Here is a 24,543-nt window from a genome sequence, read left to right as displayed (position 1 = left end):
GCCCTTTCCGTGCGTACCCGGACAGGTCAGGAGAGCGCGCCGGTGACCACCCTCGTCGCCTCCGCGATCAGCCGGTCGTCGTGCCCGGCGTCCCGGTGCCGCCGGTTCGACATGACCGCCACGACGACGGGCGCGGCGCCGGGCCGCCACACCACCGCGATGGCGTTGCGGACTCCCCAGCCGCTGCCGGTACCGGTCCTGTCGCCCACCACCCAGTCCCGGGGCACCCCGGCCCTGATGAGCCCGGCCCCGGTGGTGTTGGTCCGCAGCCACTCGGTGAGCAGCGCGCGCTCACCGGCGCCGAGGACGTCCCCGAGCACATAGGCGCGCAGACTCCCGGCGAGCGCCCGGGGCGTGCTGGTGTCCCGCGCGGAGCCCGGCTCCCACTGGTTCAGCTCCGGCTCGCGGCGCTCCAGCCGCGTGACGTCGTCGCCGATCCCGGCGAGCGCGGCGTCCAGCCCCCGGGGCCCGCCCACCGCGTCGAGCAGCAGATTGGCCGCCGTGTTGTCGCTGAAGCGGACCGCCGCCTCGCCCAGGGCCCGCAGACTCATCCCCGTGCCGGCATGCTTCTCCGTCACGGGGGAGTGGGCGATCAGATCGCCGGCGGAGTACGGCGTCACCCGGTCGATCCCGCCCAGCCCGTACTTCCGCAGAACGGCTCCGGCGGCCAGCGCCTTGAAGGCGGAGGCATGCGCGAATCGCTCGCCGGCCCGGTGGGACACCTCGCGCCCGGTGCCGGTGTCGACGGCATGCACCCCCAGCCGGGCGCCGTACTCCCGTTCAAGATCCTTGAACGCGCGGGTGAACGGCCCCGCCGCCGCCGGACTCCGCGGCGCGGTCGACGGGCCCGGCGACGCCGGTGAGCTCCCCTCCCCGCAGGTCGTGAGCGGTACGAGGACGAGTGTGGCGAGCGCGCCGAGAAGAGCGCGCCGGGCACGGCTGTACGGCATGGTCCAAACCTCCGGAACACCCTGCGGGCAGGGCACACGGGAGGGGAGCGCAGGGCTCCGTCCCGGTGCGTGATCATGAGTGCCCGACCACCATCGCCGCCGGGCGGTCATGCGGTCCAATGCGGTAACGCGGTGTTCCATGCCGATTCGGCATAGGGTTGCGGGCGTGGATCTTGTGGGGGCGTGCCGGGCGTTCGTCAGTGTCGGCGAGTACGGCGGTTTCACCGCCGGGGCGGAGGCCGCCCGGATGTCCCAGTCGGTGGCGAGCCGTCGCGTCGCCGCCCTGGAGGAGCGTTTCGGCGAGCGGCTCTTCGAGCGCACCTCGCGGCGGGCCGTCCTCACCCCCTTCGGCCGGGACCTGCTGCCCGCCGCCGCGGAGCTGGTGCGGGCGGCCGACGCGCTGGCGGCGGAGGCGTCGGCCGCCAAGCGCAAACCGTGGCGGCTTGCCGTGCCCGCCATCTGCGCCACCGCCGGCCTCGCCCGCCTCGTCGCCGACGCGCGGGGACACGGAATCATGCTCGAACCCCGGCTCGCGGGGCCGGTGCGGCGGCTGGAGCTCATCCGGGCGCGGCGGGTGCGCGCGGCCCTGCTCGCGGTACCGCCCGACGAGGCGGAGTGGCGCGTACCGCTCGGCCTGGCCGGCGCCCGCGATCCCGGCATGAACCGCGTCCACCTCGAAACCCTGCGGATGGGGCGGGCCTCCGCCGGCCCGGCCCGGCGCGTCCTGATCCAGCCCGAGGACGATGTGCCGCACATCCGGGATCCGCTGACCCGGCTGCGCGACGCGGTGGGTCTGCGCCCCGTACAGCTCGCCGCCGCGTCCGATCCGCTGACCGCCGCGGCGGACGTCCTGAGCGGCGGTGATCTGCTGCTGTGCTCTCCCGCGCAGGCCGCCGAACTCGGTCTGCACTGGCGCCCGATCGGCGAGATCACCCTCAGCCGCGGCTTCACCCTCACCGTGGCCGCCGACGGCGACCCCCGGAGCGTCACCGCCCGCCTGGGCGACTCCATGGCCCGCTGCCTCGGCGCCGGCACCGGGGGAGAGGCGGCGGTGTGAACACCGAGTCCCTGCTGCGCGAGATGCGCGGCCGGCTCCGCGACGGCGGTCTGCGCGGCTGTCTTCTCGTCCGCGATCTGCACACGGGGGAGGAGGTGGGGATCGACCCGGACACCGAACTGCCCGTCGCCTCCCTGGTCAAGGTCCCGCTCGCGCTGGCGACCGCGGAGCGCGTCCGGCGCGGCGAGATCGACGGGGCGGCCGTGCTGGAGGTGGCGCCCGGCCGGATCACCACGCCCGGCCCCACCGGGCTGAGCCGCTTCCGCCATCCCGCCCGGATCGCCGTCGACGACCTGCTCTATCTGAGCACCGGTGTCAGCGACGGAACCGCCGCCGACGCGCTGTTCGGCCTCACCCCGCCCGCCCGGGTCGCCGCCCTCCTCCGGGAGTTCGGCCTCCGCGGCATCACCGTCCGGCACGGCATCGGTGAGCTGGCCGACACCCCGGCGGAACGCTTCGACGCCGGCCGGGCCCATCTCGCGCACGCCCTGGCGATCGGCGCCGGCACCGCCGGACACGGCCACCGGGTGCCGCAGCTCGACATCAGCCGTGCCAACACCGGCACCCCGCGCTCCTACCTCGATCTGCTCCAGGCGCTGTGGACGCCCTCCGCGATCGACCCCGGTGTGGCGGAGCGGGTGCGCGGGCTGATGGCCGCCAATCTGCTCCGGCACCGGCTCGCCCCGGACTTCAGCTCCGATGCCACCGTCTGGTCCTCCAAGACCGGCACTCTCCTCAATCTGCGCCATGAGATCGGGGTGGTCGAGCACGCCGACGGCCAGGTCTTCGGCATCGCCGTCTTCACCGAATCACTGGTCCCGGCCGGTACCCAGCCCGGTGCCGACGCCCTGATGTCGCAGGTCGCCCGGGCACTGCGGGACCACCTCCGGCAGCTCTGAGAAGCACCCGGCGACCGGGTGCGCGGGACAGGGGCGCATCGTGCCGACAGATGCGCCCCTACCCCGTGCCGAGACCTTTCTTCTCACTCGTTCGAGTGAGAAGGGCGGACGATGTTCCCCACTGTGCCCCCGCGCTCGCAAGAATCGTCGCGCCGAGGGGAGCGGCGCACACCGGGCCAATGAGCCAATGAGGGGACCACGGAATGATCCACATCCGGGCTGCACGTCCCGCACCGCCCCCGCGCGGGACACCATCCCCCGGCGAGCCGCCCGCCGCCGTCTCCGGTGAGCCGTCCGCCGCCCACCGGCGGAGAGCGCGCACCGGCCGGGAGGCGCTGCGGGCCGCGGCGGCACACGAGCGGGAGCGGGGCGCGCCGGCGGCCGGCGGGATTCCGGAGCCCCGCACCGGCGGCGGATCCGCACCGGCCCGGCCGGCCGCCGAGCGCCGCCGCACCTCCCTCCGGCCCGTCGCGGCACGTCTGAGCAGGCAGCTCCGGCCGGACCCGGGGCGGGCGAGGACATCCCTGCGGCCGGGTCCCGGGCGAGCGAGGGCACCCTTCCGGCCCGGCGGGGCGCGGGGGCGAAGGGTGCGCCGGATACTGCCCGTCGGGGTGTCCGTCGCGGGCGGCGCCGCCGCCCTCGCCTGGCGGGTCGCCCTGCCTCCCGACCACCCCGAGAGCCTGGGCGAGCGCATCATCGCCGGCGTGGTGCTGCTCACCGTCGGCACCGGCATCGTCCTCGGCGTCCGACGGCGCCTGATCCGTGAACTGCGCCGGGTGCACGCCGTGGCGCACGCGGCCCAGAGTGCGCTCTTGCGGCCCCTGCCGCCCACCCTCGACGGCCTCACCCTCGCCACCGCCCGGCTCTCGGCCGCCCCGGGCGCCTTCGTCGGCGGCGATCTGTACGAGGCCGCCGCCACCCCGTACGGCGTCCGGATCGTCATCGGCGACGCCCGCGGCCACGGCCTGCCCGCGATCGGGGCCGCCGCCGCGGTCCTCGGCAGCTTCCGGGAGGCCGCCCACGACGAACCCGACCTCGGCGGCGTACTGCGCCGGCTGGACCGCGCCGTACAGCGCTACCGGCACGAACGGGCCCGGGACGAGCGGTCCGCCGCCGGGCCCGGCCCACTCCGGCCGCCGGGTTCCGGGGAGCCGGAGCCGGGGGAGGAGTTCGTCACCGTACTGCTGCTGGAGATCGACCCCGGCGGCCGGATGCGCGCGCTCAACTGCGGCCACCCCTGGCCCCACCGGCTCGGCCGTGCCGTGCGCCCGCTCGCCCGCGCCGAACCGCTGCCCCCGCTGGGGCTCTTCCCGCTCCCCGCCGTGCTCCCCCTGCACCGCTGCGGCCGGCTCTCGCGCGGCCAGGGACTCTTCCTCCACACGGACGGCGTGCTGGACGCCCGGGACGCCGCGGGCCGCTTCTTCGATGTGGGCGCGGTGCTCACCGCCACCCTCCGGCTCCCGCCCGCCGCCGTGATCAGCGCCGTCCACACCGAGCTGCTCCGTCACACCGGCGGCCGGCTCACCGACGACGCGGCCCTGCTGGTGCTGCGGAACGACGACCGTACGCGGGTTCCGGCGCGGCGCGGACGTACGCCGCGCCGTACCCGCCGGGGCGGCGGGCCGGAGTCCTCCGCGCCGCGCCGGCCGGGTGGGTCGGATACGGCCAGGTGCGGCGGAGGACATCCGGCCGGCGGCCCCACGGCCGACGCCGTCCGCCCTGCCGCGGAGTGTCGGGCAGATCAGCAGGACAGACGACGCTAACGACGACCACCGCACTGTACGAGGGGGAGCCCGGTGGTCCGGCCGCCTCTGTGAGAGGCAGTTCAGTCAACAGGCGTGTCCCGCGCGGCGGCAGAGCGCGCGCGTCATGGATCGGGACATTCGATTCACACCCCGTGTGAAGGCACTCTCCACTAACCTGAGCGCACCGAGTCCCCGGAGGGCCCCATGCAGCCCAACACCCTGCTCGACGCCCTGCTCGACGAGGCCGGTTTCTCCCATGCGGGCTTCGCCGCCCGGGTCAATCGGGCCGGCTCGGCCCGCGGGCTCCGGCTCCGGTACGAACACACCGCGGTCGCCCGCTGGCTGAAGGGCCAGCGTCCGCGCGGCCAGGTGCCCGACCTGATCTGCGAGGTCTTCGCCGAACGGCTGCACCGCGCCTTCTGTCTCGGGGACATCGGCCTCGGGGCCGACGCCGGCGGGCTGCCCGGATCGCCGCTCTCCGGTTTCGTGGAGCGGGCCACCGCGCTCTGGCGCTCCGACGAACAGCAGCGGCGGCACATCATCGAGGCCCCCGCCGTCACCGGAACCCCGGCCGTCATGCCCGTATGGGAGTGGGAGAATCCGCCGGAGGACGCGGATGTGTCGCGCTCCGGGCAGACCAGGGTCTCCCCGGCCGATGTCACCATGCTGCGATCGGCCCGCGCCCACTACGAGCTGATGTACCGCAAGGCCGGGGGGATCGCGACCCGCGCCCGGATCGTCGGCTTCCTCAACACCGAGGCCGCGCCCCTGCTCCGGGGCGGATACAGCGACGACCTCGGCCGGCAGCTGCACCGGGCGACCGGCGGGCTGGTCGCGGTCGCCGGGATCTGCGCCTACGACTCCGACGCGCACGGACTCGCCCAGCGCTACTTCCACCAGGCGCTGCGGCTGGCCAAGGCGAGCGGGGACCGCGGGCTGGGCGCCTATGCCATCGCCCTGCTGGTCAATCAGTCGCTCCACATGGCCGAGCACCGGCAGGCGGTCGCCTTCGCCGAGGCGGCCCTGCGGGCGGCCGGCGGCCAGATCACCCCGGCGCTCGCCTCCGACCTCCACGCCATGCAGGCGAAGGCGTACGCCCATCTCGGCGACGGGGCCGCCGCGCTGCGGTGCATTCAGCGCGCGGAGCGGGAGGCGGAGCGCATCGAACCGGGCTATGAGCCCGATGAGACCGGATATGTCCAGCCGGGGCTGGTGAATGTGCAGGCCGCCGAGGCGCTGCTCGGCATGGGCGATCTCGCCGCCGCCTCCGAGCACGCCAAGGAGGCGGTCGCCTCGCCCGCCCATGACCGGGGACGGGTGCACCGGCTCGCCATGCTCTGCCGGATAGAACTGCGGCAGGGGGAGGCGGACCGGGCGGCCCGCACGGCCGCCGAGATGGCCGAGCAGGCCCGGGGGATGGAGTCGCAGCGGCTGCGGGACCGGCTGCGTTCGGTGCGGGAGCATCTGCTCGGCAGCGGTTCGGCCAATGCCGAGGAAGCGGCGGAGCTGATCGACGGGGCGCTGCGGGTACCTCTGTAGCCGGATCCGGGGCGCCGGACGAGGCGCCCGGCAGCACTTCCGGCGGGAGGCGCGGGGCGGGTGTTCCCTGCCCCGTACACCTGTCGCCGTCCCCCGGTGGATGCGGCCGGGGGCTCGCCGCGGCTCGTCTCGCGAGCGATCGGGTCCGCGCGGCACCCGGCCGCCACCCGTCCTGAAGTCGGCCAACCACCTCTCCGGTGCCGGTCCGCCACACTTTCCCGGCGTGCCGCTGCCTGCTGCCATGTTGCCACCTACTGGTCGAAAGGTGGCAGAAAAGTGCAGTGGATGAACCTCAACGAACAAAATGTGTATGAGAATCGCTGGTTTCAGGTCAACCTGGCGGATGTCGTTCTTCCCGACGGCCGTCATCTGGATCACTACCTCATCCGGATGCGTCCGGTCGCCATCGCGACGGCGGTCAACGACGCCAACGAGGTGCTGCTGCTCTGGCGGCACCGGTTCATCACCGACAGCTGGGGCTGGGAGCTGGCGGCGGGGGTCGTCGAGGACGGCGAGGACATCGCGGCGGCGGCGGCCCGGGAGATGGAGGAGGAGACCGGCTGGCGTCCGGGCCCCCTCCAGCACCTGATGACCGTCGAGCCGTCGAACGGCCTCACCGACGCGCGGCACCATCTCTACTGGTCCGAGCAGGCCACCCTGATCGGCCATCCCGAGGACGACTTCGAGTCCTCGCGGCGGGAGTGGGTACCGCTCAAGCTGGTGCCCGACATGATCGCCCGCGGTGAGGTCCCGGCCGCCAATATGGCGGCCGGGCTGCTGCTCCTCCACCATCTGCGGCTCGGCTGAGCCGCCGGGGGGTCCGGAGCGCGCGGACCAGCGATGGACGCGTGACAGGGAGAGCGGGCTCCCGCCAAAACCCCCTGACAACTCCCTGGGCCGATCGGGGGTGCTCCCAAGGTGGTCGGGAGCACCCCCGTTTCGCTGTTCCGCCGGGTTGCCCGTGTTGGGCTTGCGGGGTGCGTTTTTCCTGATCAGGAGTACGAGTAGAACCCCGACCCCGACTTGCGGCCGAGCCGGCCCGCGTCCACCATCCGCTGGAGCAGCGGGGGCGCGGCGTACAGCGGCTCCTTGTATTCGTCGTACATGGAGTCCGCCACCGAGGCGACGGTGTCGAGGCCGATCAGATCCGCCAGCTTGAGCGGCCCCATCGGATGGGCGCAGCCCAGCTCCATACCGCTGTCGATGTCCTCCCGGCCGGCGATGCCCGACTCGAACATCCGGACCGCCGAGAGCAGATACGGGATGAGCAGCGCATTGACCACAAAGCCCGAACGGTCCTGGGCGCGGATCGCATGCTTGCCGAGCACCTGCCGCACCACGGCCTCGGAGCGCTTGATGGTCTCCTCGGAGGTGGTCAGCGCCGGGATCAGCTCGACCAGCTTCTGCACCGGAGCCGGGTTGAAGAAGTGGATCCCGATCACCTGGTCGGGCCGGGAGGTCGCGACCGCCAGCTTCACCAGCGGGATGGAGGAGGTGTTGGAGGCGAGAATGGCGTCCCGGCGGGTCACCACCTGGTCGAGAACCTGGAAGATCTCGGTCTTGACCTGCTCATTCTCCACCACGGCCTCAATGACGAGATCGCGGTCGGCGAACTCCCCGAGATCGGTGGTGAAGCTCAGCCGTGCCAGGGTCGCGTCCCGCTCCGCCTCGGTGATCTTGCCGCGTTCGGCGGCCTTCGAGAGGGAGTTGTGCAGCCGGGTGCGGCCCAGTTCCAGTGCCTCGCCGGTGGTCTCGGCGACCTTCACCTCCAGACCGCTGCAGGCGCACACCTCCGCGATCCCCGCGCCCATCTGGCCACAGCCGACCACTCCGACGCGTGCAATGTCGGCGATTGAGTCCGTCACCTCGTGCCTTTCGCTGTTCCGGTGTGGCGGGGGCTCCGTATGGTTCCGTTGCCCGCCTCGACCCTCCGACGTTACTCCGGACGTATGCGTGCCCGATGGCCAGGTCCGGGCATCCTGTATGCGGACAGGCCGACAGAGATGAGGTTACCCGTGGGGCGAATCGGCAGAAGAGGGTTCATGGGTACGGCGGCGGCGGCGCTGGCCGGCCTGACCATGGCCGGGGACGCCGCGGCCGTACCGGAGAGAGCACCCGGCCCGCTCCGGCACCGGCGTGCGGAGAACCTCGCATTCCGGGGCATGTGGCTGGCCACCGTCACCAACCGCGACTGGCCGTCCCGGGCCGGTCTCACCGCGGAGCAGCAGCGCGCGGAGCTGATCGCCCGGCTCGACACCGCCGCCGGCCGGGGGCTGAACGCCGTGGTCTTCCAGGTCCGGCCGAGCGCGGACGCCTTCTGGCCGTCGCCGTACGAGCCCTGGTCCGCGTATCTCACCGGTACGCAGGGCGGCGATCCCGGCTGGGACCCGCTGGGCACGGCCGTCACCGAGGCGCACCGCCGGGGGCTGGAGCTGCATGCCTGGTTCAACCCGTACCGGGTGGCGGTCCACACCGACCCGGCCCGGCTGGCGGCGAACCATCCGGCCCGGCGCAATCCCGGCTGGGTCCTCCCGTACGGCGGGAAGCTCTACTACGACCCGGGGCTCCCGGAGGTCCGCGCCTTCGTCCAGGAGGCGATGCTGGACGCCGTGCGCCGCTACCCGGTCGACGCCGTCCACTTCGACGACTACTTCTACCCCTATCCCGTCGCGGGGCAGGTCTTCGGCGACGACGCCACCTTCGCCCGGTACGGCGCCGGCTTCGCCGACAAGGCCGCCTGGCGGCGGGAGAACATCAATCTGCTGGTCAGGGAGATGTCCGAGCGGATCCCCCGGACCCGGTCCGGGGTCCGGTTCGGGATCAGCCCCTTCGCGGTGTGGCGGAACGCGGCCACCGATCCGCTCGGCTCCGACACCCGGGCCGGGGTGCAGACCTACGACGATCTGCACGCCGACACCCGCCGCTGGGTCCGGGAGGGCTGGATCGACCATGTCGTCCCGCAGGTCTACTGGAACATCGGTTTCGCCGCCGCCGACTACGCCAAGCTGCTGCCCTGGTGGAACGAGCTGGTACGGGGCACCGGTGTCGAGCTCGTCATCGGCGAGGCGCTGTACAAGGCGGGCGATCCCGCCCAGCCCGCCGCCTGGCAGGATCCGGCCGAACTCTCCCGCCATCTGACCCTCGCGGGCGAGTACGAGCAGGTGCGCGGCCACTGCTTCTTCTCCGCCAAGGAGGTCGGGACGGACCGCAACGGGGCGATGGCCCGGGTGGTCGCCGATCACTACGGGCAGACCGGGGCGGGCCGCCGCCCGGCCGGGTGACGGCAGGGGCGGACGGCGCGGGGTCAGGCGGGTTCGTGCGGCCGGACGACGCAGTCCGGGCCGGGGGACATCAGCGTCTCGTGCCCGTCCTCGAACCGGACCCGGTACGGGGGAGCGCCGTTCTCCCCGAGGACTTCGAGCACCTCGGCGATCCGGTCCTCGTGACCCACGGTCCGGCCGCGCACGAGCAGCTTGTCGCCCACATTCGCTTGCATCGGGACCGGCCTCCTCGAAGACGGTGGTCGTGGTTCCGAGTCTACGGACGAGCGGCGGGCCCGCACCCCGGCCGGCCGCCCCGCGCGGTCAGCCGCGGACCCGCTGGGTGACCGCGATGCAGATCAGCACGCCCGCGGCGGCCAGGGGCGCGGTGGGGGAGAGCCGCTCGCCCAGCAGCACCACCGACCAGACCAGGGTGAGCAGCGGCTGGGCGAGCTGGAGCTGGCTCGCCCGTACGACGCCGATCGCGGCCATGCCCCGGTACCAGACGTACAGCCCGAAGAAGGTGGAGACGGCCGCCACCCACACCAGCCCCGCCACCCCCCGGCCGGTCAGCCGGACCGGCTCCAGGCTCAGGGCCACCGCCGACCCGGCCGCGGCGAGCGGGAGGCAGAGGATCAGCGCCCAGCCGATCACCTGCCATCCCGGCATGTGCCGGGCGAGCCCGCCGCCCTCGGTGTATCCGGCCGCGCACACCAGCAGCGCGCCGAAGAGATAGAGGTCGCCCCGCTGGAACGAGCCGCCGGACTCGGAGACGGTGAAGGCGATCACCACGGCCGCGCCGGCGACCGAGGCGGCCCAGAAGGCGGGGGAGGGGCTTCGGCGGGTCCGCACGGCCGCGAAGATCGCGGTGGTCAGCGGCAGCAGCCCCACCACCACGGCCGCATGCGAGGTGGTGGAGGTGCGCAGGGCGAGGGTGGTCAGCAGGGGGAAACCGATCACCACACCGCCGGCGACGACCACCAGCGAGCCCCAGTGCCGGCGGGCGGGCGGCGGGACGCGGAGCGCCAGCAGAAAGCCGCCGGCGATCACCGCGGCGAGTGCGCTCCGCACGGCCACCAGCGACCAGGGGCCGAAGGATTCCAGCGCCCAGACCGTGGAGGGGAAGGTCAGCGAGAAGGCGATCACCCCGAGCGCCGCGAGCACCGTCCCGGCGGTCCCGGCGGAGGCGTCACGGCCGGCCGGTGAACCGCCGACCGCTATCCGGTCGAGCACGGTAGCGCTATCGTTGTCTCTCATGCATGAGCGTAGCAGTGTCGCCGAGTTGGCGATGAACCTGCGAAATGAGATCGAGCACTACTCTCCTGGTGGAAAGCTGCCGTCGAGTCGTACCTGGGTCGAGCGGTACCGGGTCTCCCCGGTGACCGTCTCCCGGGCCCTGGCCCGGCTCGCCGCCGAGGGCCTGGTGGTCACCCGGCCCGGCGCGGGCGCCTTCCGGGCCGGGCCCCGCCCGGCCGGGGCATCCGCCGCCCCGGGGGACACCTCCTGGCAGGAGGTCGCCCTCAGCGCCGAGGCCGCCGGCGACGCGGTGCCCCGGTCCGTCGACGCCTCCGGGGTGCTCGTCACCCTGGCCGCGCCGCCCCCGGGTGTCATCGAATTCAACGGCGGCTACCTCCACCCCGGTCTCCAGCCCGAACGCGCCCTCGCCGCCGCGCTGGCCCGCGCCGGACGCCGCCCCGGCGCCTGGGGCAGACCCCCCTCCGAAGGACTGCCCGAGCTGCGCGAATGGTTCGCCCGGGGGCTCGGCGGCACCCTCGGCCCGGCCGATGTGCTGGTCACGGCGGGCGGCCAGTCGGCACTGACCACCGCCGTGCGGGCGCTCGCCCCGCCCGGGGCGCCGGTACTGGTCGAGTCACCCACCTACCCCGGCATGCTGGCCATCGCCCGCGCCGCCGGGGTGCGCCCCGTGCCCGTCCCGGCCGACGCCCAGGGGGTGCGCACCGAGCTCCTCGCCGACGCCTTCCGGGCCACCGGCGCCCGGGTCTTCGTCTGCCAGCCGCTCTTCCAGAACCCCACCGGCGCGGTGCTCGCGCCCGCCCGCCGCGCCGAAGTGCTGCGCATCGCCCGCGAGGCCGGGGCCTTCGTCATCGAGGACGACTTCGCCCGCCGGCTGGTCCACGCGGACGCGGGGCCGCTGCCCGGTCCGCTCGCCGCCGACGACCGGGACGGTGTCGTGGTCCATGTCGGCTCCCTCACCAAGATCGCCTCGCCCAGCCTGCGGGTGGGCATGCTGGCGGCGCGCGGACCCGTGCTGGAGCGGCTGCGCGCGATCCATGTCGTCGACAACTTCTTTGTCCCCCGCCCGCTTCAGGAAGCCGCCCTGGAGCTGGTGGGATCGCCCGCCTGGAACCGCCATCTGCGCTCCGTCGCCGCCGAGCTGCACACCCGGCGCGACACGATGGCCGCCGCGCTCCGGCTCCGGCTGCCCGGACTCGCACTGCCCCACATCCCGTCCGGCGGCCACCACCTCTGGCTCCGGCTCCCCGACGGCACGGACGAGTCCGCCCTGCTCTCCGCCGCCCTGCGGGCCGGGGTCGCGGTGGCCCCCGGCCGTCCCTACTTCTGCGCGGAGCCGCCCGCCGCCCATGTCCGGCTGAGCTTCGCCGGGGTGGCGGGTGCCGCCGAGATCGCGGAGGGGGTGGAGCGGCTGCGCGCCGCCTGCGCCGAAGTCCTGGGCGGCTGACGGGTGTTCGGCGGCCCGGCGCTGTCAGTGCCCGCCGCTACCGTGACGAACGAACCATCCGGACGAGAGATGTCCGGACACGTACGGGAGGACGGTCAATGGCGGCTGGGCACAACGGAGTTGTCGAGGTGCGGTACTGCGAGGGCTGGGACCCGGGGGCCCGCGCCGCCATCGCCCCGCTGGCGGAGGCGGAGGCGCGCCGCCGGGACGCGTCGGGTGAGCCGTACGCCGTGCTGCTCTCCTCCGGCGGCGCGCCCAGGGCCCTGTTCCAGGTCGACTGGGGGCGGGCCTTCCTCTCCTACTTCCTCTTCGACGAGCGGGCCCGGCGGACCAGCCGGTACGAGTACCGGCAGCTGGAGCCGGGGCGGCTGCATCTGCGCTGCTACCGGCAGTGGCACCAGACGTCCCCGACCGAGCCGGAATTCCCCGAGCGCGGCCGGCGGTTCACGCTGACGGTCCACCCCGGGGGCGGCGCGCGGCGGGAGCTGGAGGCCGCCGGTTCGCTCCGCATGGGTGCCGAGGTCCCGGCCGAGCACCGCACGGTGGCCAAGGCCGGGTTCGGCGCGTGGACCGCGTACCTCGACCCGCGCGTACTCCGCCCGGACGCGGCGGACGGCCCGGTGACCCCGGTCCCCGCGCCGGACCCGGCCCCGGAGGAGAGGGCCGGGCCCGCCCCGGAGTCCGGCTGGTCCGCTCCGGTGCCGCTGCGCCCCCGGCATCTCGAAGCGCTCTTCACCCCCGGCAGCCGTTTCACCAGCAGCCGCGACAAGACCGCGGTGATCACCGAGCCCGTCCCGGCCGGGCTGCTCCGGCTGCCCACCGGCTCGGTGACGGCGGTGGACCCGGGCACCGCCGACGACCGGGACCAGCCCTTCACCGTCACCGTGGAGCCGGGCGAGTACCCCGTGCTCATCGCGTCGATGCGGTGGGAGGGGGAGGAGTGGGAGGGCGAGACCCCGGCCGCGATGCTGCGGATCCGCGACCGGCCGACCGCCACCTGGGAGCTCGCCCTGCGCCAGGGGCAGGACGCCCGGCTGCTCGACGACGGCGAGTTCTTCGGGTTCGGCGTGGACACCGGCACCGGCTGCTTCGTGGACGCCGCCGGCCGTGACGGGCTCGCCAAGCGCTGCGAGGAGTGGATGACGAATCACGGCTTCCGGGGGACGGACGGCGAGGAGGCCGCGTACACGGAGATACCCGACCCCGGCAGCGGCGCCCATGCCATCGCCTACCTGAGCGGCATGGGGGACGGCAGTTACCCGGTGTGGATCGGCCGCGATGGAGAGGGCGAGGTCACCTGTTTCGTCGCCGACATGCTGGTGCTCCACCACGCCGAGCCGCAGCCGCCCGTGGTGGAGCCGGCCGCGTTCCGCCCGCCGCCCGTCCCCGCCTGGGCGGACGACCGCAGGGAGGCGCCGTTCACCGACCCCCGGGCGACGGCGGAGTTCATCGCGGCGCAGCTCGCCGATGTCGCCGACTTCATGGCGGAACGGCGGGGCGGCGGGGGCTGACCGGCACCGCGAGCCGGCGGACGGTGCGGCCGGGGTGCGACGACCCCGGCCGCGCGGTCCGCCGACCGGGAGCCGAAGCGCGCGGGAACTCCGGGTGACCGCCTGTCCAGGCGGTCCACGAGTCTCCGGAAGAATCGTTTCCTCTCTTGACCGGCAAGGGATCGCCCGCTCAGTATCGCGCCATGGGTGTTCGGATCACGCTGGTGGCCGCCGCTCGCAGCTGCCCGCTGCTCGCCGAGCGCTTCGACGACGACCGGCCGCTCGACCAGGCCGGCTGGCACGAGATACAGCTCACCGCCCCGGCGCTCGTCCCGCTGAACGCCGCCGATCTGCGCTACTGCTCACCCACCCTGCGCAGCCGCACCACCGCGCAGGCGCTCGGCTTCGCCCCGATGGCGCAGCCCGCCCTGCGCGCCTGCGACATGGGCCGCTGGCGCGGCTTCACCCTGGCCGAGGTGACGGCCGCGGAGCCCCGCGCGGTCGATGCCTGGCTCGCCGATCCGTGCGCCGCGCCGCACGGCGGTGAGTCCCTGCTGGCCTTCATCCGGCGGATCGGGGGCTGGCTGGACACCCGTCCCGCCGGGGACGGCGGCTCGGTCGTCGCGGTCGCCGAGCCGTCGGTGGTCCGGGCGGCGCTGGTGTACGCGCTCCGGGCGCCGCCGTCGTCGTACTGGAACATCGACGTCCGCCCGCTCGCGACCATGGCCCTGACCGGTGGCGCGGGGTGCTGGAGCCTGAGCCTCCGGGCGGCCGCGCGGGCATGACGCCTGCTCGCCACCCCGTTGTCCCTCCGGCCGGGGTGAGAACCCCTCGCCCGGGCGGCGGCCCGCCGCCGGGCTCGCGGGTGGCCCGCCGCCGCTCCCGGCCGGCGCCCGGGGAGAGGAGGGCCCGTCCTCGCCCGGCGGAGGCGCGGAGACCGCCGGACGGGCGGACGGGATGCCCGCCGGGGCACTTCGCTCGTGGTCCCGCTCGTGGTCCCGCTCCCGTCCCCGCCGGGGCGCCCCGCCCGGCTACCAGGTCTGGCCCGCCGGCTGCCGGGTGGTGACATTGAGCCGGTTGAAGAGATTCGTCACACCGACCATGAGAATGATCGCCGCGAGCTGCTTCTCGTCGAAGTGGTCGGCGGCCTCGTCCCAGACATGGTCCGGCACCGCGTCCGAGCGGTCGCTCAGCCGGGTGGCGGCCTCCGTGAGCGCGAGCGCCGCCCGCTCGGCGTCGGTGAAGAAGGGGGCGTCGCGCCAGGCGGCCACCGCGTGGAGCCGCTCATCGGTCTCGCCGTTCTTCTTCGCGTGGGCCGCGCCGCCGACCACGCAGAGACCGCAGCCGTTGATCTGGCTGGCCCGCTGGTGGACCAGGTCGAGCACGGTCTCCGGCACCCCGCCCCGCTTCGCCGCGTCGAGCAGCTGGAGCAGCGCCGGGTAGGCGGTGGGGAGGATCTGGGCCGGGTTCTTCATACGTGCCTGCATGGCTGCTCTCCTGTTGATCGGTGCGCTGGCGCCTGCTCTCACCTCCTTGACGGATCCCGCCGGAGGAATGTGACAGCGCCCGCGAAAAAAGATCGGTCACGGCGCGGAGCGGCCCGGACACCCGGAATCCGGCCGTCCCGGGGAGGGCCCTTTCGGGAGAGCACCGCTCACGGGATATCTTGATGTCGAGCAATGTTGCAGACGTGGAGCGGAGCACCCGGTGACTGACTCGACCATCATTTACACGCACACCGACGAGGCCCCAGCCCTGGCCACGCACTCGTTCCTGCCCGTGGTCGAGGCGTATGCCTCGACGGCCGGGATCAAGGTCGAGAGCCGTGACATCTCCCTGGCGGGCCGGATCATCGCGGGCTTCCCGGAGTGGCTGGAGGAGAACCAGCGCATCGAGGACGCCCTCGCCGAGCTGGGCGAGCTGGCCCGGACTCCCGGCGCGAACATCATCAAGCTGCCGAACATCTCGGCGTCCATCCCGCAGCTGAAGGCGGCCATCGCCGAGCTTCAGGAGCAGGGCTACGCGCTGCCGGAGTACCCGGACGACCCGAAGACCGACCAGGACCGGGACGTACGCGCCCGCTACGACAAGGTCAAGGGCAGCGCCGTGAACCCGGTGCTGCGCGAGGGCAACTCCGACCGCCGCGCCCCCGCCTCGGTCAAGAACTACGCCAAGAACCACCCGCACCGCATGGGCGCGTGGACGGCCGAGTCCAAGACCAATGTCGCGCACATGACCGCCGACGACTTCCGTTCCAACGAGAAGTCCGCGGTCCTCGCCGAGGCCGGAGCGCTGCGCATCGAGCTGACCGGTGACGACGGCAGCACCACCGTGCTGCGCGAGTCGGTCCCGGTCCTCGCGGGCGAGGTCGTCGACGCGTCCGTGCTGCGGGTCGCCGCGCTGCGCGAGTTCCTGGCCGCGCAGGTCGCCCGCGCCAAGGCCGAGGGCGTGCTCTTCTCCGTCCACCTCAAGGCCACGATGATGAAGGTCTCCGACCCGATCATCTTCGGTCATGTGGTGCGCACCTTCTTCCCGAAGACGTTCGCCGAGCACGGCGCGACCCTGGCCGCCGCCGGACTGAGCCCCAACGACGGGCTCGGCGGCATCCTCAAGGGTCTGGACTCCCTGCCGGAGGGCGCGGCGATCAAGGCGTCCTTCGACGCGGAGCTCGCCGAGGGCCCCGCGCTCGCGATGGTCGACTCCGACAAGGGCATCACCAACCTGCATGTGCCGAGCGATGTCATCGTCGACGCCTCCATGCCGGCGATGATCCGCACCTCCGGTCACATGTGGGGCCCCGACGGCCGGGAGGCCGACACCCTCGCCGTCATCCCGGACAGCAGCTACGCCGGGATCTACCAGGTCGTCATCGACGACTGCCGGGCGAACGGCGCGTACGACCCGTCCACCATGGGCTCGGTGCCCAACGTCGGTCTGATGGCGCAGAAGGCCGAGGAGTACGGCAGCCACGACAAGACCTTCGAGATCCCCGTCACCGGCACCGTGCGCGTCACCGACGGCTCGGGCGCGGTCCTGCTGGAGCACGCGGTCGGCGCCGGCGACATCTGGCGCATGTGCCAGACCAAGGACGCGCCGATCAAGGACTGGGTGAAGCTGGCCGTCACCCGGGCCCGCGCCACCGGCGTCCCGGCGGTCTTCTGGCTCGACGAGGGCCGCGCGCACGACGCCAACCTGATCGAGAAGGTCCGGGCGTACCTGCCGGAGCACGACACCGAGGGCCTGGTCATCGAGATCAAGTCGCCGGTCGAGGCGATCGCGTACTCGCTGGACCGCATCCGCCGCGGCGAGGACACCATCTCCGTCACCGGCAATGTCCTCCGTGACTACCTGACCGACCTCTTCCCCATCCTGGAGCTGGGCACCAGCGCCAAGATGCTCTCGGTCGTCCCGCTGATGAACGGCGGCGGACTCTTCGAGACCGGCGCCGGCGGCTCCGCGCCCAAGCACGTCCAGCAGCTCGTCAAGGAGAACTACCTCCGCTGGGACAGCCTGGGTGAGTTCCTCGCGCTCGCGGTGAGCTTCGAGCACCTCGCGCAGACCACGGGCAACGCGCGCGCCCAGGTGCTCGCGGACACCCTGGACCGGGCGACGGCGACCTTCCTCAACGAGGACAAGTCGCCCAGCCGCCGCCTCGGTGGCATCGACAACCGCGGCAGCCACTTCTTCCTCTCGCTCTACTGGGCGCAGGAGCTGGCGGGGCAGACCGAGGACGCCGAGCTCGCCGCGGCGTTCGCGGCCCTGGCCAAGACGCTGGCCGAGCAGGAGGGGACCATCATCGACGAGCTGATCGCGGTGCAGGGCTCCCCGGCCGACATCGGCGGCTACTACCAGCCCGACCCGGCGAAGGCCGCGGCCGTGATGCGTCCCTCGGAGACGTTCAACCAGGCCATCGCCACCCTCGGCTGAAGCCCCGGCAGGGACTGATTCCGTATCGGAGTGAGCGTGCCCCGATCCGCCGGCACCGCGGCGGACCGGGGCACGAGCCGTTCCGTCCCCCCCCGCTAACTCAGCTCCGCGGCCGTCGCCGCCCCCGCCGCCCCCGGCGTCCCCGCGCCCGCCGCCGCGAGGAGAGCCCGTTCGCGCCGGGTCAGCGGCGGCCCGTCCAGCGGCGGATGATGCGGCCCGACCGCGGCGGCCAGCAGCACCCGGGGGCCGACCAGGCTGCTCAGCGGCGACTGGAGCGAGGTGACATCGGTGAACTCCCGCGTCATCAGGAAGCTCCCGGTGGAGGTCTTGATCAGCCGGTCCACATACCGGGCCAGCACCCGGTCCCTGACGGTGGGCGCACCCCCCTCGACCCCCGGATAGAAGACGTCCTGCCCCAGCGCCAGATCCCAGGCCACCGAGACCGGCCGGGCCACGGCCGCCTGGACCCGCCGCGCGAAACGCGGTGCGAGGATCCCGCCCGCCGTCGCCTGTTCCCGCAGCGCGAGCGCGCTCTGCGCCGCGACGGACATCCCGTGTCCGTACACCGGGTTGAAGCAGGCCACCGCGTCGCCGATCACCACGAACCGCTCCGGCCACTCCCGCATCCGCTCGAAGAAACGGCGGTGGTTGCGGGTGCTGCGGTTGAGCCGCACATCGGAGAGCGGTTCGAGCCCGCTGATCACATCGCCGATGAAGGGGTGCCGCAGCCCCCGGGCGAACGCCGCGAAGTCCTCCGCGCGGCCGGTCGGTTCGCCGCCCCGCGTCCCGGTCGCCGTCACCAGCCAGCGGTCGCCCTCGATCGGCAGCAGCGTCGCGTTCTGCCCCGGCCGGCCGCTCCGCGCGTCCGCCTGCACCGTCAGCACGGGGAACTCGTCCGCCCCCTCCGGGGCCCGGAAGACCCGGCTCGCGTAGACCATGCCGGGATCGACGGTCCGCTCGGGCGGGGGAGTGACCCCCAGTTCCGCCAGGTACCGGGGCGCCCGGGAGCCGCGCCCGGTCGCGTCGATCACCAGATCGGCCTCCAGGACGCGCACCCGGCCGCCGGCCTCCCGCACCCGCACTCCGGTGACCCGCGACGCGGTGCCCACCAGTCCCTCGGCCCGGGTGCGGGGCAGGACCCGCACCCGGTGGTCGGCCAGGACCAGCTCCCGCACGACGGAGTCCAGCAGATCCCGGCTGCACGCGATCAGGAAGTGCGTCTCCCGCTGCCAGCGCCGGAACCAGCCCTGTGAGGAGAAGCCGACCATCCCGGTCGGGATCGGGATCCGCCGCGCCCCCGCCGCCAGCCAGCTCTCCGTGACCCCGGGGAGCAGCCGCTCCGCCGCGTGGACACCGCCGCTCCACATCATGTGCAGATGGCCCGCCTGGGGGAGTCCCCTCCGGGGAGCGGGACTCTCCGGCAGTTCGTCGTTCTCCACCACGCGTATGTCGTCGGCCAGGCCGCGCAGCGCGGCGGCTGCCAGCATCCCGGCCAGGCCGCCGCCGAGAACGACAGCTCGCCGTCCCTGTGTGCCTCGGTGGATTCTCTTGGGGTCGCTCATGTGACTGCTCTCTGCCAGGCCGCCCTGGGGCGGTCCACTTCGGCGACGGACAGGGAGGGAACTGTCCCGGTTCGGACCTCATTGAAGCAATCACCGGGTGCCGGGAGAGAGGTGACCTGCGGCACCCGGCCGCCAACGGGCGTGGTACGGCTACGGCCTGACGGTGGGTCGCCCCGTGCCCGGCTTCCCCGCGCCCCGCCGCCCGGCGGGAAACCGGCCCAGCGAGAGCCGGCCGGCGGACCGCCTGCCCGCCGGCCGCCGGGGCGGGTCCGACAGCGCGCGGGACATGCGCACCAGATCCCGGTCACAGGAGGCGTGCCCGCTGGTGCCCGGGCGCATCGCGGTGTCCGGACCGGTCGGGTGCTGTCCGGGATCGGCCGCGAGTGCTTCGAGCGCCGCGACGACCATGGCCGCCTCGGCCCGCGCCGAGGCGTCCTCGGGGGAGGCCCCGGCGGCGAGGGCCGCGGCGAGCGCCGCCGCTCTGACCTCCGGATCGAAGTGGGGGTTGAGGGCGAGGAGCCCGTCGTGGATGTCGGATTCCCGCTGGAGCAGCCGGACGCCCACCGAGGAGAGGGGGGACATCCGCAGATTGCTCCGGCCCGCCGTCAGTCCGCTCAGCAGGCGCCACAGCGGGCCCAGCTCCCGATAGCGGGACCAGCTCCGCCAGGGGCCCTCCAGCCGCTGGACGACGAGCGGCAGCCCCAGCCCGGTGGCGATGAAGAGCGAGGCCGCGGAGGCCAGCGGCCGGGCCACGTCCGTACTCAGCTCGTCCCAGTCCCCGCCCGCCCAGCGGGCGCCGACGGCGGCGAACTTGCAGATGTCGTAGACGAGGGTGAGCAGATATCCGGAGACCATCAGCACCAGACCGGTCCGCAGCACTCCGCTGACATCGCGTGACCACCGGTGGCAGAGCGCGGTCATGATGATCGCGGACACGGTGTGCGTCACCAGATAGAGCACGATCATCTCGCGGATGTACGGGGTGTTCGCGTAGTACGTGTCCAGATCCCGCAGCCGCTCCGCGGGCGCCTCCCCGAGGGCGAACAGCACGCACAGGGCGACACCGACGAGGGAATAGATCCCGATGCACCAGCGGGTCGCCCGCCGGATCCGCCGGGGCGGACCGCCCCGCCAGTTGATGATCAGGACGATGCAGGAACCGCTGAAGGCGGTGAGGATCGTATAGACCAGCGGGGCGGAGAAGTTGGGGACACCGGTCAGCTCATTGACCTTGGCTATGGTCGGTATCGCGCCGAAGAAGAAGACACCCCAGCCGGTGACGAGCAGGACGGCCACGGCGCGCAGCAGCGGATCGTGCGGATTGCGCAGCAGGCCGGGCAGCCTGAGCAGAAAGGCGAGCCCGCCGAGCAGGGCGGGTCCGTAGAAGCTGAAGTCGGACACGCTCAGTCACGCGTCCCTCGGTGGCCGTGCCCCGGGCCGGCCCCCGGCGGGCATGCTTCCCGGCGGGCGCGGCCGGCGCTCCGGCCCGGCCCCGGCGGCATCGCCGTCACGGCGCGCCCGCCCCCGCCCTCGTCCCAACCCCCGGTCCACTGCCGTCTGTTCAGCTCTCCGAACACTCTTCTCCCCGTGTGCGCTGCCCCGCCGGGCACGGGGAGACCGCCGTGCCCCGCCGTGCCTCCCGGGCCGGCGCCGGCTTCCCCCCGCGCCGTCGTCCGGTAGGCGGAACAGTAACGCCCCGGCTCCCGCCCGTCACCGCTCCCGGAGGACCGGCCGGGTGCGGTTCGGCCGAGGTGCGCGGTTCGGGTGCGCGGTTCGGCCGAGGTGTACGACCGAGGTGCGCGGCCGAGGTGTACGACCGAGGTGTACGGCGCCGGCGTACGGCTCAGGTGTGCGCGATCACCACCAGTTCGCCGTCGCCCGCGCCCACCGGTTCGCGGTCCCAGCCCCCGTACATCCGCTCCACCGTGAAACCGGCGCTCAGCAGCGACGCGCGGAGCTCGTCCCCGGTACGGAAACGGAGGACCGCCGGGCTCGACAGCACCTCACCGCTCGGATAGCCGATATGGCTGGTGAAGCCGACGGAGCCGTCCCGGACCGAGGTCACCTCGAACCATCTGGTGACCACACAGCCGTCCGGCAGCTCGATCCGGCGGCGCGAGTCGATCGGATTCCACCGCTCCCAGCCGCGCGCCCGCGGGTCGCGGCTGTCGAAGGCGATCCGGCCGCCCGGCACGAGAGCGCGCCGCAGATCGGCGAGGGTCTCCGCCCAGTCGTCGTCCCCGGTGAAGTACTGCGCCACATGACTGGTCATCACCGCCACGTCGAACGACGCGTCCGGCAGCACGGAGGCGGTGCCCGCCACCCAGGTCACCCGCTCCGCACCCGGTTTGGCGCGGGCGGCGGCCAGCGCGGCGCGGTCCGGATCGACCCCGGTCACCGTGTGCCCGGCCGCCGCCATGCCGAGCGCGAGCCGGCCCGTGCCACAGCCCAGATCGAGCACCCGGGCGCCGGGTGTCTCGGAGACGACCGAGAGGAAGAAGTCGTCGTCCCGCGCCCAGCGGCACTCGGCGTCATACGCGACGGCAAGACGGTGATCGCTGAACTCGGAATGCTGCGGCATTGGCGGAGCGTAGCCAGGGGCGATCCCGGCCGACCACTGAATTCCGGCCGAGCGGCCCGATGACGACGGTGACAGCGGGCACACCCGGTTTCCGGCACCGCCGGGCCCCGTCCCCGAGGGCGCCGGCCGGGCGCGCGGGTGCCGCGATGCGGGGCCGCCGGGGCGGGCCTAGCCTGGGGAGGAAGTGTCGTCCTCGAATGGCAGGAGTCTGCCGTGGGGTACTCACCATTGCGTTTGCGCAGGGCGTGCGTGAGTCTGGCCGCCGCCGGAATGCTGATCGTCCCGGGGACCGCGTACGCGAGTCCGCCCGCCCCGGAGATCCCCTTCTCCGCCATGGCGGATCCGTCCCCCTCGGCGGACGGCGCGTTCGCCGACCTGAGCCCGGCCGTCACCGCGCGTCTGGACGCGGCGATCCGGAAGGTCATGCGCGAAGCCTCGGTGCCCGGGGTGACCGTCGGCCTCTGGGCGCCGGGGAAGGGGAGTTACGTACGGTCCTTCGGCGTCGCCGACAAGGCGACCGGCGCGCCCATGGAGCCCGACCTCAACATGCGGATCGGCAGCGAGACCAAGACCTTCACCGTGACCGCCCTGCTCGAACTGGTCGACCAGGACAAGGTGGGGCTGGACGATCCCATCGGGAAGTACATCGACGACGTCCCCAACGGGGACCGGATCACCCTGCGCGAACTGGCGGGGATGCGGAGCGGGCTCTTCAACTACTCGATGGACGAGGGCTTCTTCAAGGCGTTCACCTCCGACCCGGACCGGCCCTTCACCCCGCAGGAGCTGCTGGACTACTCCTTCTCGCACCCGGTGCAGTTCGCGCCCGGCGCGGAGTTCGAGTACAGCAACACCAATCTCATCCTGCTGGGACTCGTCGTGGAGAAGGCCGGCGAAATGCCGCTGAACGAATTCATCGAGCGGAATGTCCTGGAACCGGCCGGACTGACCAACACCGTCTTCCCGACCGGCGCCGAATTCCCCAGCCCGCATGCCCATGGCTACACCAACCAGACCGCCTCCGGCGACATCGAGGACGCCACGGACTGGAACCCCTCCTGGGGCTGGGCCGCCGGGGCGATGATCTCCGACCTCCAGGATCTGCGAAGCTGGGCCCGGACCCTGGCCACCGGCACCCTGCTGACCCCGGAGACCCAGGCCGAGCGTCTCGACATCGCCCCGACCACCATTCCGGGCGCCGGATACGGCCTGGGCATCTTCAATGTGCAGGGCTGGATCGGCCACAACGGCTCACTGCCCGGGTACGAGTCGCTGACGGTCTATCTGCCGGAGGCGCGGGCGACCATGGTCGTCCTCCTCAACACGGACATCGTCCACGACCAGGCGGAGCCCAGCACCCTCTTCGGGGAGGCGATCACCCGCATCGTGAGCCCCGGCCATGTGTACAACCTGCCGGTGACTGCGACCCGTTCGAGCAGTGAGTCGCCGTCGTCCTGACCGTGTCCGAGGGCGCGGGCGTCAGGGGCGGCGGCGGGGCTTGCCGCCCTTGCTCCCGCCCTTGGCACCCTTGCCGCCCCTGGCTCCGCCGGAACCGGCGCGGGGCGGCTTGCCGCCCGAACCGCCCGCCGCTGGCTTGTGCCGCGCGCCGCCGGACTCGGGGCGCTTGCTCTTCTTCTGCCGGGCGGGCGCCTCGGCGGCGGCCGGCGCACGTCCCCGCGAGCTGTTGACCGTACGCCCGCGCACGATCCCGATGAACTGATCCACCAGGTCGGTGGTCTCCTCCTCCGGCCACGACAGCGCGACGCGCGAGGCGGGAGCGTCCGTGACCGTGCGGTAGGTGAGGTCCTTGCGGTGGTGCAGCCGGGCGAGCGACTGCGGAACCACCAGCACCCCGATCCCCGCCGCCACCAGCTCCACGGCGTCCGCCGTGGTGGCGGGACGCTCCGCGGCGGGCAGCCCGGGGCGCACCTCCCAGTCGAGGGTGTCGTCGAGCGGATGGAGCACGATCTCCTCGGCCAGATCCCCGGCGGAGACCTCGTCGACCGCCGCCACCAGGTGATCCTTGGGGACCACCACCACCGTCGTCTCGGTGTAGAGGGGGATCGCGCTGAGGTCCGTCCGGTCGATCGGCAGCCGTACGAAGCCGGCGTCCGCGCCCCGGTCCCGCAGGAGACCGGGTGCCTCGGCGGCGGAGACGGGAACAAGGGTCAGCGGGACGCCGGGCAGCCGCTCGTTCCAGATCCGCACCCACTTCGTGGGCGTCACCCCCGGGACATAAGCGAGCCGGAACGAAGGGGATACTTCCGAGCCTGTCACTCCGCCAGGTTACCGGTCGTGGTCAGCGGGATCGCACACGCTCTATATCCTTGACCTCATGAAGTCGCACCAGACCACCCAGACGATGAAGCCCGCGACCGCGGCGAAGAAGCTGGGTGTGTACCTCGAGGCCACCCCCGCCGAGTTCCAGGAGGGCGTCGTCTCGCGCAGTGAGCTGAGTGCGCTGCAGTCCGACCCGCCCGAGTGGCTGCAGGAACTGCGGCGCAACGGCCCGCACCCCCGGCCGGTGGTCGCGGCCAAGCTGGGCGTCTCCATCGCGGGTCTCGCCCGCGGCGGAGTCACCGAGGCGCTCACCACCGAGCAGATCGACGCGCTGAAGCAGGAGAGCCCCGAGTGGCTCCAGAAGGAGCGCGCCACCCAGGCCGAGGTCCGGAAGGAAACGGTCCGTATCAAGGAGCGGAACGCGGAGCGCCAGGCCCGTCCGGATTCCTGACCCGCCCTCTCCCCACCGGCCGGCGGCCGGGCCCGCCCCGCGGTGACGGCGGTGGGAGCGAGCCGCCGAATGCTCTCCCGGACCGGTTTCCGGCAGCCGCC

Annotated in this window: 21 protein-coding genes; 12 read left to right on the top strand and 9 right to left on the bottom strand. The window is 73.4% G+C overall.

What is annotated here, in order from left to right:
- Positions 1-26 precede the first annotated feature (26 nt).
- Positions 27-950 carry a class A beta-lactamase gene (bla, locus tag AAFN69_RS15720; RefSeq protein ID WP_347729113.1) on the bottom strand — a complete coding sequence of 308 codons (924 nt, stop codon included), beginning with the start codon at positions 948-950 and terminating at the stop codon, positions 27-29.
- A gap of 166 nt (positions 951-1,116) precedes the next feature.
- On the opposite strand from bla, the gene AAFN69_RS15715 reads away from it, so the two are divergent.
- From AAFN69_RS15715 to AAFN69_RS15695, 5 genes are all read left to right on the top strand, one after another.
- Entirely contained in the window at positions 1,117-2,007 is an 891-nt protein-coding gene (locus tag AAFN69_RS15715; protein ID WP_347729112.1) for a LysR family transcriptional regulator, read from the top strand.
- Positions 2,004-2,906: a serine hydrolase gene (locus AAFN69_RS15710; RefSeq protein WP_347729111.1), complete on the top strand. Its 903-nt coding sequence runs from the start codon at positions 2,004-2,006 to the stop codon at positions 2,904-2,906. The genes AAFN69_RS15715 and AAFN69_RS15710 overlap by 4 nt, the downstream gene beginning before the upstream one ends.
- Before the next feature lie 587 nt (positions 2,907-3,493).
- Positions 3,494-4,669, top strand: a complete 1,176-nt coding sequence (locus tag AAFN69_RS15705; RefSeq protein WP_347729110.1) for a PP2C family protein-serine/threonine phosphatase — start codon at positions 3,494-3,496, stop codon at positions 4,667-4,669.
- A gap of 186 nt (positions 4,670-4,855) precedes the next feature.
- Positions 4,856-6,190, top strand: coding sequence for a transcriptional regulator (locus AAFN69_RS15700; protein WP_347729109.1), 1,335 nt, complete (start codon positions 4,856-4,858; stop codon positions 6,188-6,190).
- A gap of 276 nt (positions 6,191-6,466) precedes the next feature.
- Entirely contained in the window at positions 6,467-6,997 is a 531-nt protein-coding gene (locus AAFN69_RS15695) for an NUDIX domain-containing protein (protein WP_347729108.1), read from the top strand.
- A gap of 185 nt (positions 6,998-7,182) precedes the next feature.
- Here AAFN69_RS15695 and AAFN69_RS15690 read toward each other — a convergent pair whose 3' ends face one another.
- On the bottom strand, positions 7,183-8,043 hold the full coding sequence (locus tag AAFN69_RS15690; protein ID WP_347729279.1) for a 3-hydroxybutyryl-CoA dehydrogenase: 861 nt from the start codon (positions 8,041-8,043) through the stop codon (positions 7,183-7,185).
- Between the two features lie 150 nt (positions 8,044-8,193).
- On the opposite strand from AAFN69_RS15690, the gene AAFN69_RS15685 reads away from it, so the two are divergent.
- The gene (locus tag AAFN69_RS15685) at positions 8,194-9,471 is read left to right on the top strand and encodes a family 10 glycosylhydrolase (protein WP_347729107.1); all 1,278 of its coding nucleotides are present in this window, start codon (positions 8,194-8,196) and stop codon (positions 9,469-9,471) included.
- A 23-nt stretch (positions 9,472-9,494) separates the two neighbouring features.
- Here the strand turns inward: AAFN69_RS15685 and AAFN69_RS15680 are convergent, their stop codons facing one another.
- Positions 9,495-9,686 (bottom strand): DUF1918 domain-containing protein, encoded by a 192-nt coding sequence (locus AAFN69_RS15680; protein WP_347729106.1) that lies wholly within the window; start codon positions 9,684-9,686, stop codon positions 9,495-9,497.
- 88 nt (positions 9,687-9,774) lie between these two features.
- Positions 9,775-10,707, bottom strand: coding sequence for a DMT family transporter (locus AAFN69_RS15675; protein ID WP_347729105.1), 933 nt, complete (start codon positions 10,705-10,707; stop codon positions 9,775-9,777).
- Here AAFN69_RS15675 and AAFN69_RS15670 point away from each other — a divergent pair.
- The 3 genes from AAFN69_RS15670 (at position 10,706) to AAFN69_RS15660 (ending at position 14,426) form a co-directional block, all read left to right on the top strand.
- A complete protein-coding gene (locus tag AAFN69_RS15670; protein WP_347729104.1) occupies positions 10,706-12,151 on the top strand; it encodes a PLP-dependent aminotransferase family protein in 1,446 nt (481 codons plus the stop codon). The two genes, AAFN69_RS15675 and AAFN69_RS15670, sit on opposite strands and share 2 nt — an antisense overlap.
- Before the next feature lie 98 nt (positions 12,152-12,249).
- The gene (locus AAFN69_RS15665) at positions 12,250-13,662 is read left to right on the top strand and encodes a DUF4241 domain-containing protein (RefSeq protein ID WP_347729103.1); all 1,413 of its coding nucleotides are present in this window, start codon (positions 12,250-12,252) and stop codon (positions 13,660-13,662) included.
- A gap of 182 nt (positions 13,663-13,844) precedes the next feature.
- Entirely contained in the window at positions 13,845-14,426 is a 582-nt protein-coding gene (locus tag AAFN69_RS15660; RefSeq protein WP_347729102.1) for a histidine phosphatase family protein, read from the top strand.
- Between the two features lie 246 nt (positions 14,427-14,672).
- On the opposite strand, the gene AAFN69_RS15655 is transcribed toward AAFN69_RS15660, so the two are convergent.
- Positions 14,673-15,128, bottom strand: a complete 456-nt coding sequence (locus AAFN69_RS15655) for a carboxymuconolactone decarboxylase family protein (protein ID WP_347729101.1) — start codon at positions 15,126-15,128, stop codon at positions 14,673-14,675.
- A gap of 220 nt (positions 15,129-15,348) precedes the next feature.
- On the opposite strand from AAFN69_RS15655, the gene AAFN69_RS15650 reads away from it, so the two are divergent.
- A complete protein-coding gene (locus AAFN69_RS15650; protein WP_347729100.1) occupies positions 15,349-17,568 on the top strand; it encodes an NADP-dependent isocitrate dehydrogenase in 2,220 nt (739 codons plus the stop codon).
- Positions 17,569-17,663: 95 nt separating this feature from the next.
- On the opposite strand, the gene AAFN69_RS15645 is transcribed toward AAFN69_RS15650, so the two are convergent.
- The 3 genes from AAFN69_RS15645 to AAFN69_RS15635 all read right to left on the bottom strand — a co-directional run bounded on the left by AAFN69_RS15645 (position 17,664) and on the right by AAFN69_RS15635 (position 21,711).
- On the bottom strand, positions 17,664-19,130 hold the full coding sequence (locus AAFN69_RS15645; protein ID WP_347729099.1) for an FAD-dependent oxidoreductase: 1,467 nt from the start codon (positions 19,128-19,130) through the stop codon (positions 17,664-17,666).
- Positions 19,131-19,280: 150 nt separating this feature from the next.
- Complete coding sequence (locus AAFN69_RS15640) at positions 19,281-20,531, bottom strand: MAB_1171c family putative transporter (RefSeq protein WP_347729098.1); 1,251 nt, start codon at positions 20,529-20,531, stop codon at positions 19,281-19,283.
- 442 nt (positions 20,532-20,973) lie between these two features.
- Positions 20,974-21,711, bottom strand: a complete 738-nt coding sequence (locus AAFN69_RS15635) for a class I SAM-dependent methyltransferase (protein WP_347729097.1) — start codon at positions 21,709-21,711, stop codon at positions 20,974-20,976.
- 270 nt (positions 21,712-21,981) lie between these two features.
- Here AAFN69_RS15635 and AAFN69_RS15630 point away from each other — a divergent pair, with 270 nt between their 5' ends.
- Entirely contained in the window at positions 21,982-23,169 is a 1,188-nt protein-coding gene (locus AAFN69_RS15630; protein WP_347729278.1) for a serine hydrolase domain-containing protein, read from the top strand.
- Positions 23,170-23,190: 21 nt separating this feature from the next.
- Here AAFN69_RS15630 and AAFN69_RS15625 read toward each other — a convergent pair whose 3' ends face one another.
- Positions 23,191-23,988 (bottom strand): LysR family substrate-binding domain-containing protein, encoded by a 798-nt coding sequence (locus tag AAFN69_RS15625; protein WP_347729096.1) that lies wholly within the window; start codon positions 23,986-23,988, stop codon positions 23,191-23,193.
- A gap of 58 nt (positions 23,989-24,046) precedes the next feature.
- On the opposite strand from AAFN69_RS15625, the gene AAFN69_RS15620 reads away from it, so the two are divergent.
- A complete protein-coding gene (locus AAFN69_RS15620) occupies positions 24,047-24,442 on the top strand; it encodes a DUF5997 family protein (protein WP_347729095.1) in 396 nt (131 codons plus the stop codon).
- The last annotated feature ends 101 nt before the right edge of the window (positions 24,443-24,543 follow it).

This window comes from Streptomyces sp. CAU 1734, assembly GCF_039888735.1.
Lineage (GTDB): Bacteria > Actinomycetota > Actinomycetes > Streptomycetales > Streptomycetaceae > Streptomyces.
Note: the sequence above shows the minus strand (reverse complement) of the source record. Positions and strands in the feature narration are given on the sequence as shown.

Bases quoted from the DNA above. Each gene is read 5' to 3' on its own strand.
- AAFN69_RS15645 (WP_347729099.1), bottom strand. From the start codon at position 19,130: ATGAGCGACCCCAAGAGAATCCACCGAGGCACACAGGGACGGCGAGCT.
- AAFN69_RS15620 (WP_347729095.1), top strand. From the start codon at position 24,047: ATGAAGTCGCACCAGACCACCCAGACGATGAAGCCCGCGACCGCGGCG.
- AAFN69_RS15675 (WP_347729105.1), bottom strand. From the start codon at position 10,707: ATGAGAGACAACGATAGCGCTACCGTGCTCGACCGGATAGCGGTCGGC.
- AAFN69_RS15660 (WP_347729102.1), top strand. From the start codon at position 13,845: ATGGGTGTTCGGATCACGCTGGTGGCCGCCGCTCGCAGCTGCCCGCTG.
- AAFN69_RS15670 (WP_347729104.1), top strand. From the start codon at position 10,706: ATGCATGAGCGTAGCAGTGTCGCCGAGTTGGCGATGAACCTGCGAAAT.
- AAFN69_RS15680 (WP_347729106.1), bottom strand. From the start codon at position 9,686: ATGCAAGCGAATGTGGGCGACAAGCTGCTCGTGCGCGGCCGGACCGTG.
- AAFN69_RS15700 (WP_347729109.1), top strand. From the start codon at position 4,856: ATGCAGCCCAACACCCTGCTCGACGCCCTGCTCGACGAGGCCGGTTTC.
- AAFN69_RS15630 (WP_347729278.1), top strand. From the start codon at position 21,982: ATGCTGATCGTCCCGGGGACCGCGTACGCGAGTCCGCCCGCCCCGGAG.
- AAFN69_RS15635 (WP_347729097.1), bottom strand. From the start codon at position 21,711: ATGCCGCAGCATTCCGAGTTCAGCGATCACCGTCTTGCCGTCGCGTAT.
- AAFN69_RS15665 (WP_347729103.1), top strand. From the start codon at position 12,250: ATGGCGGCTGGGCACAACGGAGTTGTCGAGGTGCGGTACTGCGAGGGC.
- AAFN69_RS15685 (WP_347729107.1), top strand. From the start codon at position 8,194: ATGAGGTTACCCGTGGGGCGAATCGGCAGAAGAGGGTTCATGGGTACG.
- AAFN69_RS15655 (WP_347729101.1), bottom strand. From the start codon at position 15,128: ATGCAGGCACGTATGAAGAACCCGGCCCAGATCCTCCCCACCGCCTAC.
- bla (WP_347729113.1), bottom strand. From the start codon at position 950: ATGCCGTACAGCCGTGCCCGGCGCGCTCTTCTCGGCGCGCTCGCCACA.